The sequence below is a fragment of the Pseudomonas sp. PIC25 genome (assembly GCF_002286785.1).
GTDB lineage: Bacteria > Pseudomonadota > Gammaproteobacteria > Pseudomonadales > Pseudomonadaceae > Pseudomonas_M.
This window is the reverse complement of the sequence record NZ_MUJY01000179.1, coordinates 68,403-80,806: the sequence shown is the minus strand read 5'-3', so window position 1 is coordinate 80,806 and position 12,404 is coordinate 68,403. Positions and strand designations below refer to the sequence as shown.

Genomic DNA, 12,404 nt, shown 5'->3' with positions numbered 1-12,404 from the left:
GCGTGATACGGACGGCCAGCCTTCTTTGAGGGCTGGCCGTGCCCCCTTCTAGGGGGCCAAAAGCAAGTCCACGTTCTACGAACGTGGATGTTTACTCGCGATGGGGTGACGGCGGTGTTTCGCCAATCGCGAATGAATTCGCTCCCACAGACATGGCGGTGTAGGGACGAACTCATTCGCTCAAACCCACCCCGCCGGGCGAATAAGCTCGCCCCTATGCAGATCGGCTTCTGCGTAGGAGCCAACTCTGCTGGCGAAGCTTTTTGCGTAGCCCTGTTCGCGGGCAGAGCTCGCTCCTACAAAGCAGGCAGCGTGGAACGACCAGCCTGGGCATGGGTTTTCTGCCCGCCATTTCTCGCTTCCCTTCCAGCGCAGCGCGAATAATCGGCCACACTATGTCACCACGGAGGTAAGACATGGCCAATCGCACGATACGGGCGCAGCGGCTGGTGGCCCTGTTCGCGCTGGGGTGCCTGCTGTTCGGTTTTCCCTTGCTGTCGCTGTTCAACGGCGGCGGCACGGTGTTCGGCATTCCCTTGCTGTTCGCCTATCTGTTCGGCGCCTGGGCACTGTTGATCGTGCTGATGCTGCTGGTCGTCGAGCGGTCGGGCTGAGGGGCGGCGGATGCTGTTCGGTGGTGTGATCCTGCTGGCGTCCTTCGCCTATCTCGGCATTCTCTTCGCCATCGCCTATTGGGGTGACAAGCGCGCCGATGCCGGCCGCTCGATCATTGCCAATCCCTACATCTACGCGCTGTCCATGGCGGTGTACGCCACCTCCTGGACCTTCTACGGCAGTGTCGGGCGGGCGGCGGCCAGCGGGGTCGGCTTCCTGCCGATCTACCTCGGCCCGACCCTGATGGCGGCGCTGTTCTGGCTGGTGCTGCGCAAGATGATCCGCATCAGCAAGGCCAACCGGATCACCTCCATCGCCGACTTCATCGCCGCCCGCTACGGCAAGAGCGGCCTGCTCGGCGGGCTGGTGACGCTGATCGCAGTGATCGGCGTGATTCCCTACATCGCCTTGCAATTGAAGGCGGTTTCCACCAGTTTCCTGATCCTGTTGCAGTACCCCGAGGTGGCGATGCCGGCCAAGGGACAGCGGGTTGGCCTGTTGCAGGACACCGCGCTCTACGTGGCACTGCTGCTGGCGGCCTTCACTCTGTTGTTCGGCACCCGGCACCTGGACGCCACCGAGCGCCACGAGGGCATGGTGGCCGCCATCGCCTTCGAATCGCTGGTGAAGCTGGTGGCCTTCCTGGCGGTGGGGGTGTTCGTCACCTTCGGCCTCTACCATGGCTTCGCCGATCTGTTCGAGCACGCCATGCGACTGCCCGACGTGGACCGCCTGCTGACCCTGGGCAACGCCGCCGGCACTTACGGCTCCTGGGCCTGGCTGATCGCCCTGTCGATGCTGTCGATCCTGTTCCTGCCCCGGCAGTTCCAGGTCAGCGTGGTGGAGAACGTCAACGAGAGCCACCTGGCCAAGGCGGTCTGGCTGTTCCCGCTGTACCTGCTGGCGATCAACATCTTCGTGCTGCCGATCACCTTTGCCGGGCTGATGCAGTTCCCGCCCGGTACCCTGGACGCGGACACCTTCGTCCTGACCCTGCCCATGGCCCATCGCCAGGAGGCGCTGACCCTGCTGGTCTTCATCGGTGGGCTGTCGGCGGCCACCGGGATGGTCATCGTCGAGACCATTGCCCTGTCCACCATGATCTGCAACGACCTGGTGATGCCGCTGCTGCTGCGCTGGAAGGTGCTGGCGCTGGGCTCGCGCAGCGACCTGTCCGGCTTGCTGCTGGGCATCCGCCGGGGGGCGATCCTGCTGCTGATGCTGCTGGGCTACGTCTACTACCGCGCCGCGGGGGAGGCCTATGCGCTGGTCTCCATCGGCTTGGTGTCGTTCGCCGCGGTGGCACAGTTCGCCCCGGCCATGCTTGGCGGCATGTACTGGAAGCAGGGCACCCGCAACGGCGCGCTCTGCGGGCTGTCGCTGGGGTTCCTGCTCTGGGCCTACACCCTGTTGCTGCCGTCGTTCGCCAAGTCCGGCTGGCTGCCCCTGGCGTTCATCGAGGCGGGCCCGTTCGGCATCGCCTGGCTCAAGCCGCTGGCGCTGTTCGGCCTGGAGGAGATGGACGACATCAGCCATGCGCTGTTCTGGAGCCTGCTCGGCAACGTCGGCGCCTATGTCGGCGTGTCCCTGTTCGACCGCCAGGGCATCCGCGAGCACGCCCAGGCGGTGCTGTTCGTCGATGCGTTCAAAATCAGCGGGCGCGGCGCCAGCCCCTGGCGGGGAAGTGCGTCGCTGGAGGAAGTGATGACCCTGATCGGCCGCTTTCTCGGCCCCGCGCGTACCGAGGAGGCCTTCGCCCAGTACGCCGCCGGGCGTGGTTTGCGCTCGTGGCAGGCGCTGGAACCGGACGCCGAGCTGGTGCATTTCGCCGAAACCCTGCTGGCCGGTGCCATCGGCGCGTCATCGGCGCGGGTCATGCTGGCCTCGGTGGTGAAGGAGGAGCCGCTGGGCATGGACGAGGTGCTGAACATCCTCGACGAGGCCTCGCAGCTCCTGGCCTACAGCCGCCAGTTGGAGCAGAAGTCCGCCGAGCTGGAGGCCGCCACCGCCGAACTGCGCGCGGCCAACGAGCGCTTGCAGGAGCTGGACCGGATGAAGGACGACTTCATCTCCACCGTCACCCACGAGTTGCGCACGCCGTTGACCTCGATCCGCGCTTTCTCGGAAATCCTCAACGACAACCCCGAGCTGGACGCCCGGCAGCGGGCGCGCTTCGTCGCCATCATCGTCAAGGAGAGCGAGCGGCTGACGCGGATGATCAACCAGGTCCTCGACCTGGCCAAGCTGGAGTCCGGCCGCGCCGAGTGGCACGCCAGCGAACTGGACCTGCGGACGGTGATCGAGGATGCGGTGGCCACCACCAGCCAGCTCCTGGAAGAGCGTGGCGCGAGCCTGACCCTGCAACTGCCGGACGAGGTGCCCCGGGTGCGCGCGGACCGCGACCGCCTGCTGCAAGTGCTGCTGAACCTGATTTCCAACGCGGCCAAGTTCTGCGACCGTGATGCCGGGCGCATCGTCATCGCCTTGCAGGTGCTGCCGGATGCGCTACAGGTGGATGTACGCGACAACGGTTGCGGTATCGACCCGGCCGATCAGGAAACCATCTTCGAGAAGTTTCGCCAGGTAGGCGACACCTTGACGGAGAAACCCCAGGGAACCGGGCTGGGGCTGCCGATCAGCCGGCAGATCATTCGCCATTTCGGCGGTAAGCTCTGGGTGAACAGCGCGCGCGGGCAGGGGGCGACTTTCTCCTTCAGCCTGCCGCTCGCCGGCGTGGCGGAGGAGAGCGTATGAGCAAGCGGGTCCTGATTGCCGATGACGAGCCGAACATCGTCATTTCCCTGGAGTTCCTCCTGCAGCAGGAGGGCTATCAGGTGGAGGTGGCCCACGACGGCCAGGAAGCCCTGGACGCCATCGAGCGGCAACCGCCCGATCTGGTGCTGCTGGACATCATGCTGCCGCGCCTGAGCGGGTTCGACGTCTGCCAGCGGATTCGCGCCAACCCGGACTGGAGCAAGGTCCGGGTGGTCATGCTGACGGCCAAGGGGCGCGAGGTGGAAGTGAGCAAGGGATTGGCCCTGGGGGCCGACGACTACATCACCAAGCCGTTCGCCACCAAGGAGCTGCTGGCGCGGGTCCGCGACCAGTTGGCCGGATAAGCGCCGATGCAGCCGAAAGTCCGGTTCGTCCTCCATTTCGCCTGGCTCGGGGTGCTCTCCGTGGCGTTGCTCGGTTTCGCCGGGCTGGTGCTGTGGATCGACCTGTCGCCAGCGGAACGGCATACCCTGCGCAGCATCCTGGCCGAGCGCGCCGCCCTGCTGGTGGTCCTGGCCGGACTGCTCGGTGCGGTGCTGGCGGGGTTGCTGCGCCAATGGCTGGTCGCCTATCCGCAGAATGCCCAGCGGATCACCGAGGAGATCGGCATCATCCACCGGGTCAACGCCGAGCACCGGCTGAAACCCTCCGGCCCGGTGGAAATGCGCAAGCTCGGCGAGGCGCTGAACGAATTCGCCGAAGTCTATGACCAGCAGCAACGCGAGGTGGAGGCGCGCATCGAAGAGACCAACGGCCGCCTCGAACAGGAAAAGAACCGCCTGGCCACACTCATGTCCGAGTTGGCGCAGAGCGTGCTGGTGTGCAACAACGAGGGCCGCATCCTGCTCTACAACCCGCGTGCCACGCAGTTGCTGGCCGGCGATGCGAGTGCGCCGGGCGGCATGCCGGTGGGGCTGGGCCGGTCGATCTTCGCGGTGTTGGACAAGAGCCTGATCACCCATGCGCTGGAGCAGATCCGCCACCGCCTCGACCAGCAGGCGGCCAAGCCGGTGGCGCATTTCGTCGCCGCCCGCGCCGGCCACCTGCTGCGCGCGCAAATGGCGCCGGTGCTGGACCAGCAGGGCGAGTCGATCGGCTTCGTGCTGATCCTCGAAGACATCACCCGCACGGTGGAAATCAACAGCCGCCGCGACCTGCTCCTGCAACAGCTCACCGAGGGCAGCCGTTCCGCCCTGGCCAATATCCGGGCGGCGGTGGAAACTCTGGAGCAGTACCCGGACATGGACAGCGAACGCCGCGAACGCTTCACCGAAGTGATCCGCGACGAGGCAGAGCGTCTGACCCAGCGCCTGGAGCAGAGCCTGAGCCGCCACGCCGACCTGCTCGGCAGTCCCTGGCCGCTGGAAGACATGCTGGCCAGCGACCTGGCCGCCGCCCTGCAACGCAACTTCGCCGCCGCCCTTGGCCTGCGGATGCGCTGCGAAGTCGGCGAACAGCCGCTGTGGTTGAGCGTGGACAGCTACTCCCTGGTGCAGGTGCTGACCCAGGTGATGGGCGCCCTGGCTTCCGCCTGCCGTACGCGCGAGATCGGTCTGGAGCTGAGTGCCGAAGGACGCTGCGTGCGCCTGTCGCTGTCCTGGGGCGGCCAGCCGCTGGACCCGAACCTGCTGCACGAATGGGAAGAGCTGCCGCTGAACCTGGGGGGCGAGGGCGAGAACGGCGCGACCCTCAAGAGCGTGGTCGCGCGCCATGGCGGCGAGGTCTGGTGCCAGCTCGACCGGGCGGCGGGCGTCAACCGCCTATGCCTGCAACTGCCCCGCATCCAGCCGGATGAGCTGCCAGAGCCGTTGGAGCTTTCGCCGGGGCGGCCGGTGTACTACGACTTCGACCTGTTCAACCAACCGGGGCAGACCGCCGAGTTGGACGAGCGCCCGCTCAGCGAGCTGTCCTACACCGTATTCGACACCGAGACCACCGGCCTCTCGCCCTCGGATGGCGACGAAATCATCTCCATCGGTGCGGTGCGGGTGGTCAACGGCCGACTGCTGCGGCAGGAATGCTTCGATCAGTTGATCAAGCCGTCGCGGCCCATCAGCAAAGCCTCGCAGCAGATTCACGGGTTGACCCCGCAGATGCTCGCCGACCAGCCATCCATCGAGCGTGTGCTGCCGCAGTTCCATCGCTTTGCCGAGGACACCGTGCTGGTCGCCCACAACGCGGCGTTCGACATGCGCTTTCTGCAATTGAAGGAAGCGCAGACCGGCGTCACCTTCATCCAGCCGGTGCTCGACACGCTGCTGCTCTCGGCCCTGGCCCATCCCGGCCACCTCGACGACGAGCATCGTCTCGAACGCATCGCCACCCGCCTGGGCGTCGAGGTCATCGGCCGCCATACCGCCCTGGGCGATGCCATCGTCACCGCCGAAGTGCTGCTCAAGCTCATCCCCCTCCTGGCCGAACGCGGCATCCACAACCTGCGTCAGGCCAGGGAGGCGTCGCGCAAGACGCTGTATGCACGGGTGAAGTACTGAATGGAGGCCGCCGTCCCGGATTGTGCGGGCACTTTGGGGTTGGGGATGAAGCTGCTCGCCCGGCGGGGCATCGTTTACGAACGAATCCCCCCTCCTGCCAATCGCTTACCTGGCGCCGTGACCGTTCGGCCGAGAGTCGACCAAACGGTTGTCCGATGCGGCGCGTCCTGCCAGGATGGGACGGTTGCCTGCTTCTCTACATGGGCTTCCCGATGATTGCGTCGCCGCGAAGGTGACGTGGCTGCCGCGTCTCGATGTCGTCATCGCGGCGTACTGCAAGAGGCCTCCGCCGCTGCGCCCGGACGCACGGCCCCGAGGCGTTCACTGTCTGGCGCCTTCCCCTTCGGAAGGCGCCTGGCACAAGGGTTCCGCTCACGGCGAATCTGAGCGAACCACTGAGGCACAATGACAGTCAGACCCTACATGAACGATTTCGAACTGGTCACACGGCTGGATATTTCCCGCTGTGCTTTTTTCTTCGATGTAGACGGAACGCTGGCTGAGATACAGCCCCGTCCGGAACTCGTATTCATCCCGGAATCCACCCTCGACTCGCTCCAGTGCCTGCAAGACCGGGGCGGGGTGGTCGCGGTGATTTCCGGGCGCAAGCTCGACGACCTCGACCGTCTGCTGGACCCGCTGCGCCTGCCCGCCGCCGGTGTTCACGGTGCCGAACGGCGCGATGCCGAGGGGCGGGAAATCCGCTTGGTGGACGACCCCGCCACCCTGGCGCGGATCGGCGCCGAGCTGGAAGAGGCCTGCGCGCCGTATCCCGAGCTGCGCGTGGAAAACAAAGGCGTGGCCTTCGCCCTGCATTACCGCGAAGCACCCGAGCGCGAATCCATTGCCCGCTACTTGGCCGAGTCCTTCGCCGAGCGCTATGCCGACCTGATCGGCCTGCAGCCGGGCAAATGCGTGTTCGAACTGAAGCCCAAGGGCGCGAGCAAGGGCGAGGTCATCAACAGTTTCATGCGGGAGGCGCCCTTCGCCGGGCGGCTGCCGTTGTTCATTGGCGACGACCTGACCGACGAAGCCGGCTTCGCGGCGGTCAACGCCTTACAGGGCTTATCCCTCAAGGTCGGCAACGGACCGACCACGGCCAGGCAGCGCCTGGCCTCCGTGTCGGCGGTGGCCGACTGGCTCCGGACGCTGCTGGCCAGCCCAGGAGGGATGAGCCCCATCCAGGAAGAGCAGAGGGGAGGAATCTCATGAGCCGTTTAGTGGTGGTCTCCAACCGTGTAGCGCCGATCGAAGAAGGCAAGGCGGCAGCGGGGGGACTGGCCGTCGGCGTGCAGGATGCCCTGCGCAAGTCCGGCGGCATCTGGTTCGGCTGGAATGGCGAAGTCGACGCCGACCCACAGACCCGCAGCGAAACCAAAGACAACATCACCTACGTCACCTTCGGCCTCACCAAACGCGATTACGACCAATATTACCGAGGGTTTTCCAACGCCACCCTGTGGCCGGTGTTCCACTACCGGATCGACCTGGCCCGCTACAGCCGCGAGGAATACGAAGGCTACCGAAGGGTCAACAACGCGTTGGCCGAGCGCCTCAAGCCGCTGCTCAAGCCCGACGACATCATCTGGGTCCACGACTACCACCTGATCCCCTTCGCCGAAGCCTGCCGCATGTACGGCATCCGTAACCGGATCGGCTTCTTTCTGCACATCCCGTTCCCCGCACCGGAAATCCTCACGGCCATCCCGCCGCACAACGAACTGCTGAAGACCCTGTGCTTCTACGACCTCATCGGCTTCCAGACCGAGACCGACCGGCTGGCCTTCGAGGACTACATCACCCGCGAGGTGCGTGGCCTGGTCAGGGCCGACGGCAGCCTGACCGCTTACGGGCTGAACTTCCGCACCGGCGTCTACCCCATCGGCGTCGTGCCCGACGAGATCCGCCGCCAGGCCGAGTCCTACAAGGGCCGGCGCAACGTCATCAGCCGTACTTCCGACGGCGAGCTGCGCAAGACCATCATCGCCGTCGACCGCCTGGATTATTCCAAGGGGCTGGTGGAGCGCTTCCGCGCCTACGAAAACCTGCTCGACCGCTTCCCCGAGCACCGACGCAACGTGCAGTTCATCCAGATCGCCCCCACCTCGCGCTCGGACGTGCGCACCTACCAGCACATCCGCAAACAACTGGAGACCGAGGCCGGGCACATCAACGGCCGCCTCTCCGAACTGGACTGGACGCCCCTGCGCTACCTCAATAAAAGCCATGACCGGCGCATTCTCATGGGCCTGTTCCGCGCCGCCGACATCGGCTTCGTCACCCCGCTGCGCGATGGCATGAACCTGGTCGCCAAGGAATACGTGGCCGCCCAGGACCCGGAAGACCCCGGTGTGCTGGTGCTTTCGCGCTTCGCCGGCTCGGCCCGCGAGCTGACCTCGGCGCTGATCGTCAACCCGTACGACACCGCCGGGATGGCCGAAGCTCTCGACCGGGCGCTGCGCATGCCCTTGCAGGAACGCAAGGAGCGCTACGAGAACATGATGCGGGCGATCCGCTCGGCTGACTTGGCGGCCTGGCGCGACGGTTTCCTGCGCGACCTGCGGGCCTCCGCCTCACGGCCGACGCTGATCAGCACCAAGCGAGCCAAGGCCTCCTCGGCGTGACCCGGCCTTCCGGAGCCTTGTCAAAGGGCCGACCGGTTCGTAAGGTGCGGTTCCGGCAGAGGAGGGAACATGAGCGATCTACAGCAGCTGTTCGAGAACAATGCCCGCTGGGCGGAGTCCATCAAGCAGGAAGACCCGGAGTTCTTCGAGAAACTCGCCCGGCAGCAAGTGCCCGAATACCTGTGGATCGGCTGCTCCGATGCCCGGGTGCCGGCCAACGAGATCGTCGGCATGCTGCCCGGCGACCTGTTCGTCCACCGCAATGTCGCCAACGTCGTGCTGCATACCGATCTCAACTGCCTGTCGGTGATCCAGTACGCGGTGGACGTGCTCAAGGTGAAGCACATCCTGGTCACCGGCCACTATGGTTGCGGCGGTGTGCGCGCCTCCATGCAGGACGCCCAGTTCGGCCTGATCGACGGTTGGTTGCGCACCATCCGCGACCTTTACTACGAGCATCGCGAGCACATCAACCAGCTCCCCACCGAGGAGGAGCGGGTCGACCGCCTTTGCGAACTCAACGTCATCCAGCAGGTGGCCAACGTCAGCCATACCACCATCGTCCAGAACGCCTGGCATCGCGGCCAGCCGCTCTCGGTGCACGGCTGCATCTACGGCATCAAGGATGGTCTCTGGAAGAACCTCAACGTCACCGTCAGCGGGCTCGACCAGATTCCGCCGCAGTACCGCCTGCGGCCGCTCGGGCAGCCCTGACCGGTGTCGTCGCGCCAGGTCCTGGCCTTCGCCGGGCTGCTCGTTTCCTGTCTCTGCTGGGCGGGCAATGCGCTGGTGGCGAGGGCCTTCTACAGTGCCATCCCGCCGCTGAGCCTGTCGTTCTGGCGCTGGAGCCTGGCCCTGGCGATCCTCCTGCCCTTCGTCGCCGTGCCGCTCTGGCGCGAGCGGCAGAAGGTGATCCGCGGCGGCTGGCGGCTGGTGCTGCTCGCCGCCCTCGGCATCAGCGGCTACAACTCGCTGCTCTATACCGCTGCCCACAGCACCGTGGCGATCAACATCACCCTGGTCAACACCTGCCTGCCGCTGGCCACCTACCTGGGCGCCGGCGTGCTGCTCAACGAGTGGCCGCCGCGGCGGGCCTGGTTCGGCATGGCCGTAGCCGCAATCGGCCTGATCACGCTGATCAGCCGTGGCAGCCTGGCCAACCTGCTGGCGTTGTCGTTCAACCCCGGCGACCTGATCATGCTGGTCGCCGTATTGGTCTGGGCGCTCTACACCCTGCTGCTGCGCCGCTGGAGCCCGCGCTTCGAGCTGCCGCCCCTGGCCCTGCTCGGCGCCTTGGTGCTGCTCGGCGTGCCGATCATCCTGCCGTTCTACCTCGTCGAGCTGAGCCATGTCGGCGGTTTCGAGCCCAGCCCGGCCAACCTTGCCGCCATCGGCTACACCGCCGTGTTCGCCTCGCTGCTCGCCTACCTCACCTGGAACCACGGGGTTAAAGTGGTGGGGGCGGCCAAGGCGGCGTTGACCAGCTACCTGATGCCGGTGTTCGCCGCGTTGCTGGCCTACCTGCTGCTCGGCGAGACCCTGGAGGTTTTCCACTGGCTCGGTGGCGCACTGATCTTCGGCGGGCTGCTGCTGGCGACCCGCCCCGGGAGATGAGGCATGCACAGACTTTGCGCGATACCCGGCGATGGCATCGGCCGTGAGGTGGTCCCCGCCGCGTTGGACGTCCTGAAAAAGCTCCTGCCGAAAGTGAAGGTGGAAGAGGCCGAGGGCGGTTGGGAGTGCTTCGAGCGTCATGGCGAGGCCGTCCCCGAGAGCACCCTGGCGTGCATGCGTGACTGCGGCGCCGGCTTGTTCGGCGCCGTTTCCTCGCCGAGCGGCAAGGTGCCGGGTTATCGCAGCGCGATCCTCACCCTGCGCCAGGCGCTCGATCTGCACGTCAGCCTGCGTCCGGTGCGTAGTTGGCCGGTTACCTCGCCGAAAGCCGGCATCGACCTGATGATCCTGCGCGAGAACAGCGAGGGCCTCTACAGCGGCCGCGAACATTGGGAAGCGGAAGGTGTCGCCGTCGCCGAGCGGGTGATCAGCAAGGCCGCCTGTCAGCGCCTCGCCCAGCGCACCGCCGACGTCGCCAAGGCGCGCCAGGCGCGACGCATCACCCTGGTCCACAAAGCCAACATCTTGCCGCTCACCTGCGGGCTGTTCCGCGACACCTGCCGCGACCTGCTGATGGGCGAGGGCTGGGGCGACGTTCTCGACGAGCGTCTGGTCGATGTCGCCGCCCTGCAACTGGTGGAGCGCCCCGAAGCCTTCGACCTCATCGTCACCACCAACCTGTTCGGCGACATCCTCTCCGACCTCGCCTGCCACTGGAGCGGCGGCCTCGGCATGGCCCCTTCGCTGAACTGGGGCGACGGCATCGCCCTTGCCGAACCCGTCCATGGCAGCGCCCCCGACATCGCCGGCAGCGGCCGCGCCAACCCGCTCGCGGCGATCCTCAGCGTCGCCTTGCTGCTGCGTTACCACTGGCGCGAAGAGACTCTGGCCAACCGCCTGGAAGCCGCTGTCCAACGCTACCTCGAAACCACCGGCCATCTCGACTTCGGCGTCGACACCACCCGCACCATCGCCCAGGGCGTGATCGACGCGCTTTGAGGGGGCCTTCCGGGAGGCATCGGCCCGGCACGGCCAACCCCTATACCAAACCCAATCGCCCGCCATCCCCATTTTCGTGGCGTCCTGATGCCTCGTGCACGCAGCTCCATACCCACGCTATCCTCCGCCAACCCACTCGAGGCCAAGGACGCCCATGCTCCACAACATCCTCTTCGTCTGCGGCAAGAACCGCCTGCGCAGCCCCACCGCCGAACATCTCTTCGCCGACCGCCCCGGCCTCGCAACCGCCTCCGCCGGCATCAACCACGACGCCGATAACCCCGTCACCCCGGAGCTTCTCGCCTGGGCCGACACCATCTTTGTCATGGAACGCAGCCACCGCACCAAACTCTCCTCCAAGTTCAAGGCGCACCTGGGCAACAAGCGAGTGATCTGCCTGGGAATTCCGGACGACTACGCGTTCATGGACCCGGCGCTGGTGCGGGTGCTGGAGGAGAAAGTGGGCAGGTTCCTTTAAGTGAGCTGCCCAGGTTCTATACCGCGATGCGACTCATCGTGCTGGTTCAACCGCCAGATTGGCCAGTAGGGCCTCTGCTGGCTACGCTCAAGAGGCTCGCCGCCCGGCGGGCGTACTCAGGGAGCAGTAGCCATGGATATCGTCGCGTTCTGCGAGTCGGACCCGGATTGGATTCAATTCAGCAACGCCCACGTACAACTGCAAAAACTTCGCAACGCCTACCTGACCTTTCTCGACCGTGCGCCGTTGGACCTGCTCGGCCCCAGCGACGTGCTGGTGGTGGTCGGGCATGGCAGCCCGAACAGCGTGGGTGACTACCACAACGCAATTGCCCTGGTCACGCTGTTGCTCAATCGAGGGCTGCGCAACAATGGCGCGACCATCCGCTTCCAGACCTGCTCGCCAGCGGACAATTCGCAAACGGCCAACCCGATCCTGTTGCAAATCCGCACTCAACTCGACAACAGCGGCAGGCAATCCATTACCGTTCAAGGCGCCATGGCACCCAGCATCACCGGCTGGCGCCACACCGCCGAGCGCGTGGTGCCCCATCACCACCTCGGCCGGGTGAGTGCCCAACAGGGCGTGACTATGTTTCAAAACCGCGACCAGATTCAGCGCGCCGAGGCCTATATCAACGAGCACTTGCGTCCCAACAGCACGTCCCGCGAGCTTGCCGATATCGCCCGTGTGGTGCGTACCTACACCGCCAACTTCTTCGTCGATTTCTCCCTGCGCGCGGAGCCGTTCACGGTATCGGCCAACCAGGGGTTCGTCTCGTTGTGACGGCGCGATAGCCTTTTACCA

General features: G+C 65.9%; 11 protein-coding genes. All 11 read left to right on the top strand.

All coding sequences use genetic code 11. The features are described 5' to 3' along the window. Positions 1-416: 416 nt before the first annotated feature. The 11 genes from BZL41_RS23715 to BZL41_RS23665 all read left to right on the top strand — a co-directional run bounded on the left by BZL41_RS23715 (position 417) and on the right by BZL41_RS23665 (position 12,383). The gene (locus BZL41_RS23715; protein WP_095601529.1) at positions 417-614 is read left to right on the top strand and encodes a hypothetical protein; all 198 of its coding nucleotides are present in this window, start codon (positions 417-419) and stop codon (positions 612-614) included. Positions 615-624: 10 nt separating this feature from the next. Beyond that, positions 625-3,369, top strand: a complete 2,745-nt coding sequence (locus tag BZL41_RS23710) for a sensor histidine kinase (RefSeq protein WP_095601528.1) — start codon at positions 625-627, stop codon at positions 3,367-3,369. Beyond that, positions 3,366-3,734: a response regulator transcription factor gene (locus BZL41_RS23705; RefSeq protein WP_084335429.1), complete on the top strand. Its 369-nt coding sequence runs from the start codon at positions 3,366-3,368 to the stop codon at positions 3,732-3,734. The genes BZL41_RS23710 and BZL41_RS23705 overlap by 4 nt, the downstream gene beginning before the upstream one ends. A gap of 6 nt (positions 3,735-3,740) precedes the next feature. Then, positions 3,741-5,882 (top strand): exonuclease domain-containing protein, encoded by a 2,142-nt coding sequence (locus BZL41_RS23700; RefSeq protein WP_095601527.1) that lies wholly within the window; start codon positions 3,741-3,743, stop codon positions 5,880-5,882. Between the two features lie 423 nt (positions 5,883-6,305). Continuing rightward, positions 6,306-7,094 (top strand): trehalose-phosphatase, encoded by a 789-nt coding sequence (gene otsB / locus BZL41_RS23695; RefSeq protein WP_095601526.1) that lies wholly within the window; start codon positions 6,306-6,308, stop codon positions 7,092-7,094. Then, the gene (gene otsA / locus BZL41_RS23690) at positions 7,091-8,506 is read left to right on the top strand and encodes an alpha,alpha-trehalose-phosphate synthase (UDP-forming) (RefSeq protein ID WP_095601525.1); all 1,416 of its coding nucleotides are present in this window, start codon (positions 7,091-7,093) and stop codon (positions 8,504-8,506) included. Before otsB ends, otsA begins: the two co-directional genes overlap by 4 nt. Positions 8,507-8,575: 69 nt before the next feature. Next, the gene (can, locus tag BZL41_RS23685; protein ID WP_095601524.1) at positions 8,576-9,220 is read left to right on the top strand and encodes a carbonate dehydratase; all 645 of its coding nucleotides are present in this window, start codon (positions 8,576-8,578) and stop codon (positions 9,218-9,220) included. 3 nt (positions 9,221-9,223) lie between these two features. Further along, positions 9,224-10,120 carry a DMT family transporter gene (locus BZL41_RS23680; protein WP_095601523.1) on the top strand — a complete coding sequence of 299 codons (897 nt, stop codon included), beginning with the start codon at positions 9,224-9,226 and terminating at the stop codon, positions 10,118-10,120. Positions 10,121-10,123: 3 nt separating this feature from the next. After that, positions 10,124-11,119, top strand: a complete 996-nt coding sequence (locus BZL41_RS23675; protein WP_095601522.1) for an isocitrate/isopropylmalate dehydrogenase family protein — start codon at positions 10,124-10,126, stop codon at positions 11,117-11,119. Between the two features lie 154 nt (positions 11,120-11,273). After that, the gene (locus tag BZL41_RS23670; RefSeq protein ID WP_095601521.1) at positions 11,274-11,597 is read left to right on the top strand and encodes a low molecular weight protein tyrosine phosphatase family protein; all 324 of its coding nucleotides are present in this window, start codon (positions 11,274-11,276) and stop codon (positions 11,595-11,597) included. A gap of 132 nt (positions 11,598-11,729) precedes the next feature. Beyond that, entirely contained in the window at positions 11,730-12,383 is a 654-nt protein-coding gene (locus BZL41_RS23665; protein WP_095601520.1) for a hypothetical protein, read from the top strand. Positions 12,384-12,404 lie beyond the last annotated feature (21 nt).

Bases quoted from the DNA above. Each gene is read 5' to 3' on its own strand.
- BZL41_RS23705 (WP_084335429.1), top strand. From the start codon at position 3,366: ATGAGCAAGCGGGTCCTGATTGCCGATGACGAGCCGAACATCGTCATT.
- BZL41_RS23670 (WP_095601521.1), top strand. From the start codon at position 11,274: ATGCTCCACAACATCCTCTTCGTCTGCGGCAAGAACCGCCTGCGCAGC.
- BZL41_RS23710 (WP_095601528.1), top strand. From the start codon at position 625: ATGCTGTTCGGTGGTGTGATCCTGCTGGCGTCCTTCGCCTATCTCGGC.
- BZL41_RS23665 (WP_095601520.1), top strand. From the start codon at position 11,730: ATGGATATCGTCGCGTTCTGCGAGTCGGACCCGGATTGGATTCAATTC.
- BZL41_RS23715 (WP_095601529.1), top strand. From the start codon at position 417: ATGGCCAATCGCACGATACGGGCGCAGCGGCTGGTGGCCCTGTTCGCG.
- BZL41_RS23700 (WP_095601527.1), top strand. From the start codon at position 3,741: ATGCAGCCGAAAGTCCGGTTCGTCCTCCATTTCGCCTGGCTCGGGGTG.
- otsA (WP_095601525.1), top strand. From the start codon at position 7,091: ATGAGCCGTTTAGTGGTGGTCTCCAACCGTGTAGCGCCGATCGAAGAA.
- BZL41_RS23675 (WP_095601522.1), top strand. From the start codon at position 10,124: ATGCACAGACTTTGCGCGATACCCGGCGATGGCATCGGCCGTGAGGTG.
- can (WP_095601524.1), top strand. From the start codon at position 8,576: ATGAGCGATCTACAGCAGCTGTTCGAGAACAATGCCCGCTGGGCGGAG.
- otsB (WP_095601526.1), top strand. From the start codon at position 6,306: ATGAACGATTTCGAACTGGTCACACGGCTGGATATTTCCCGCTGTGCT.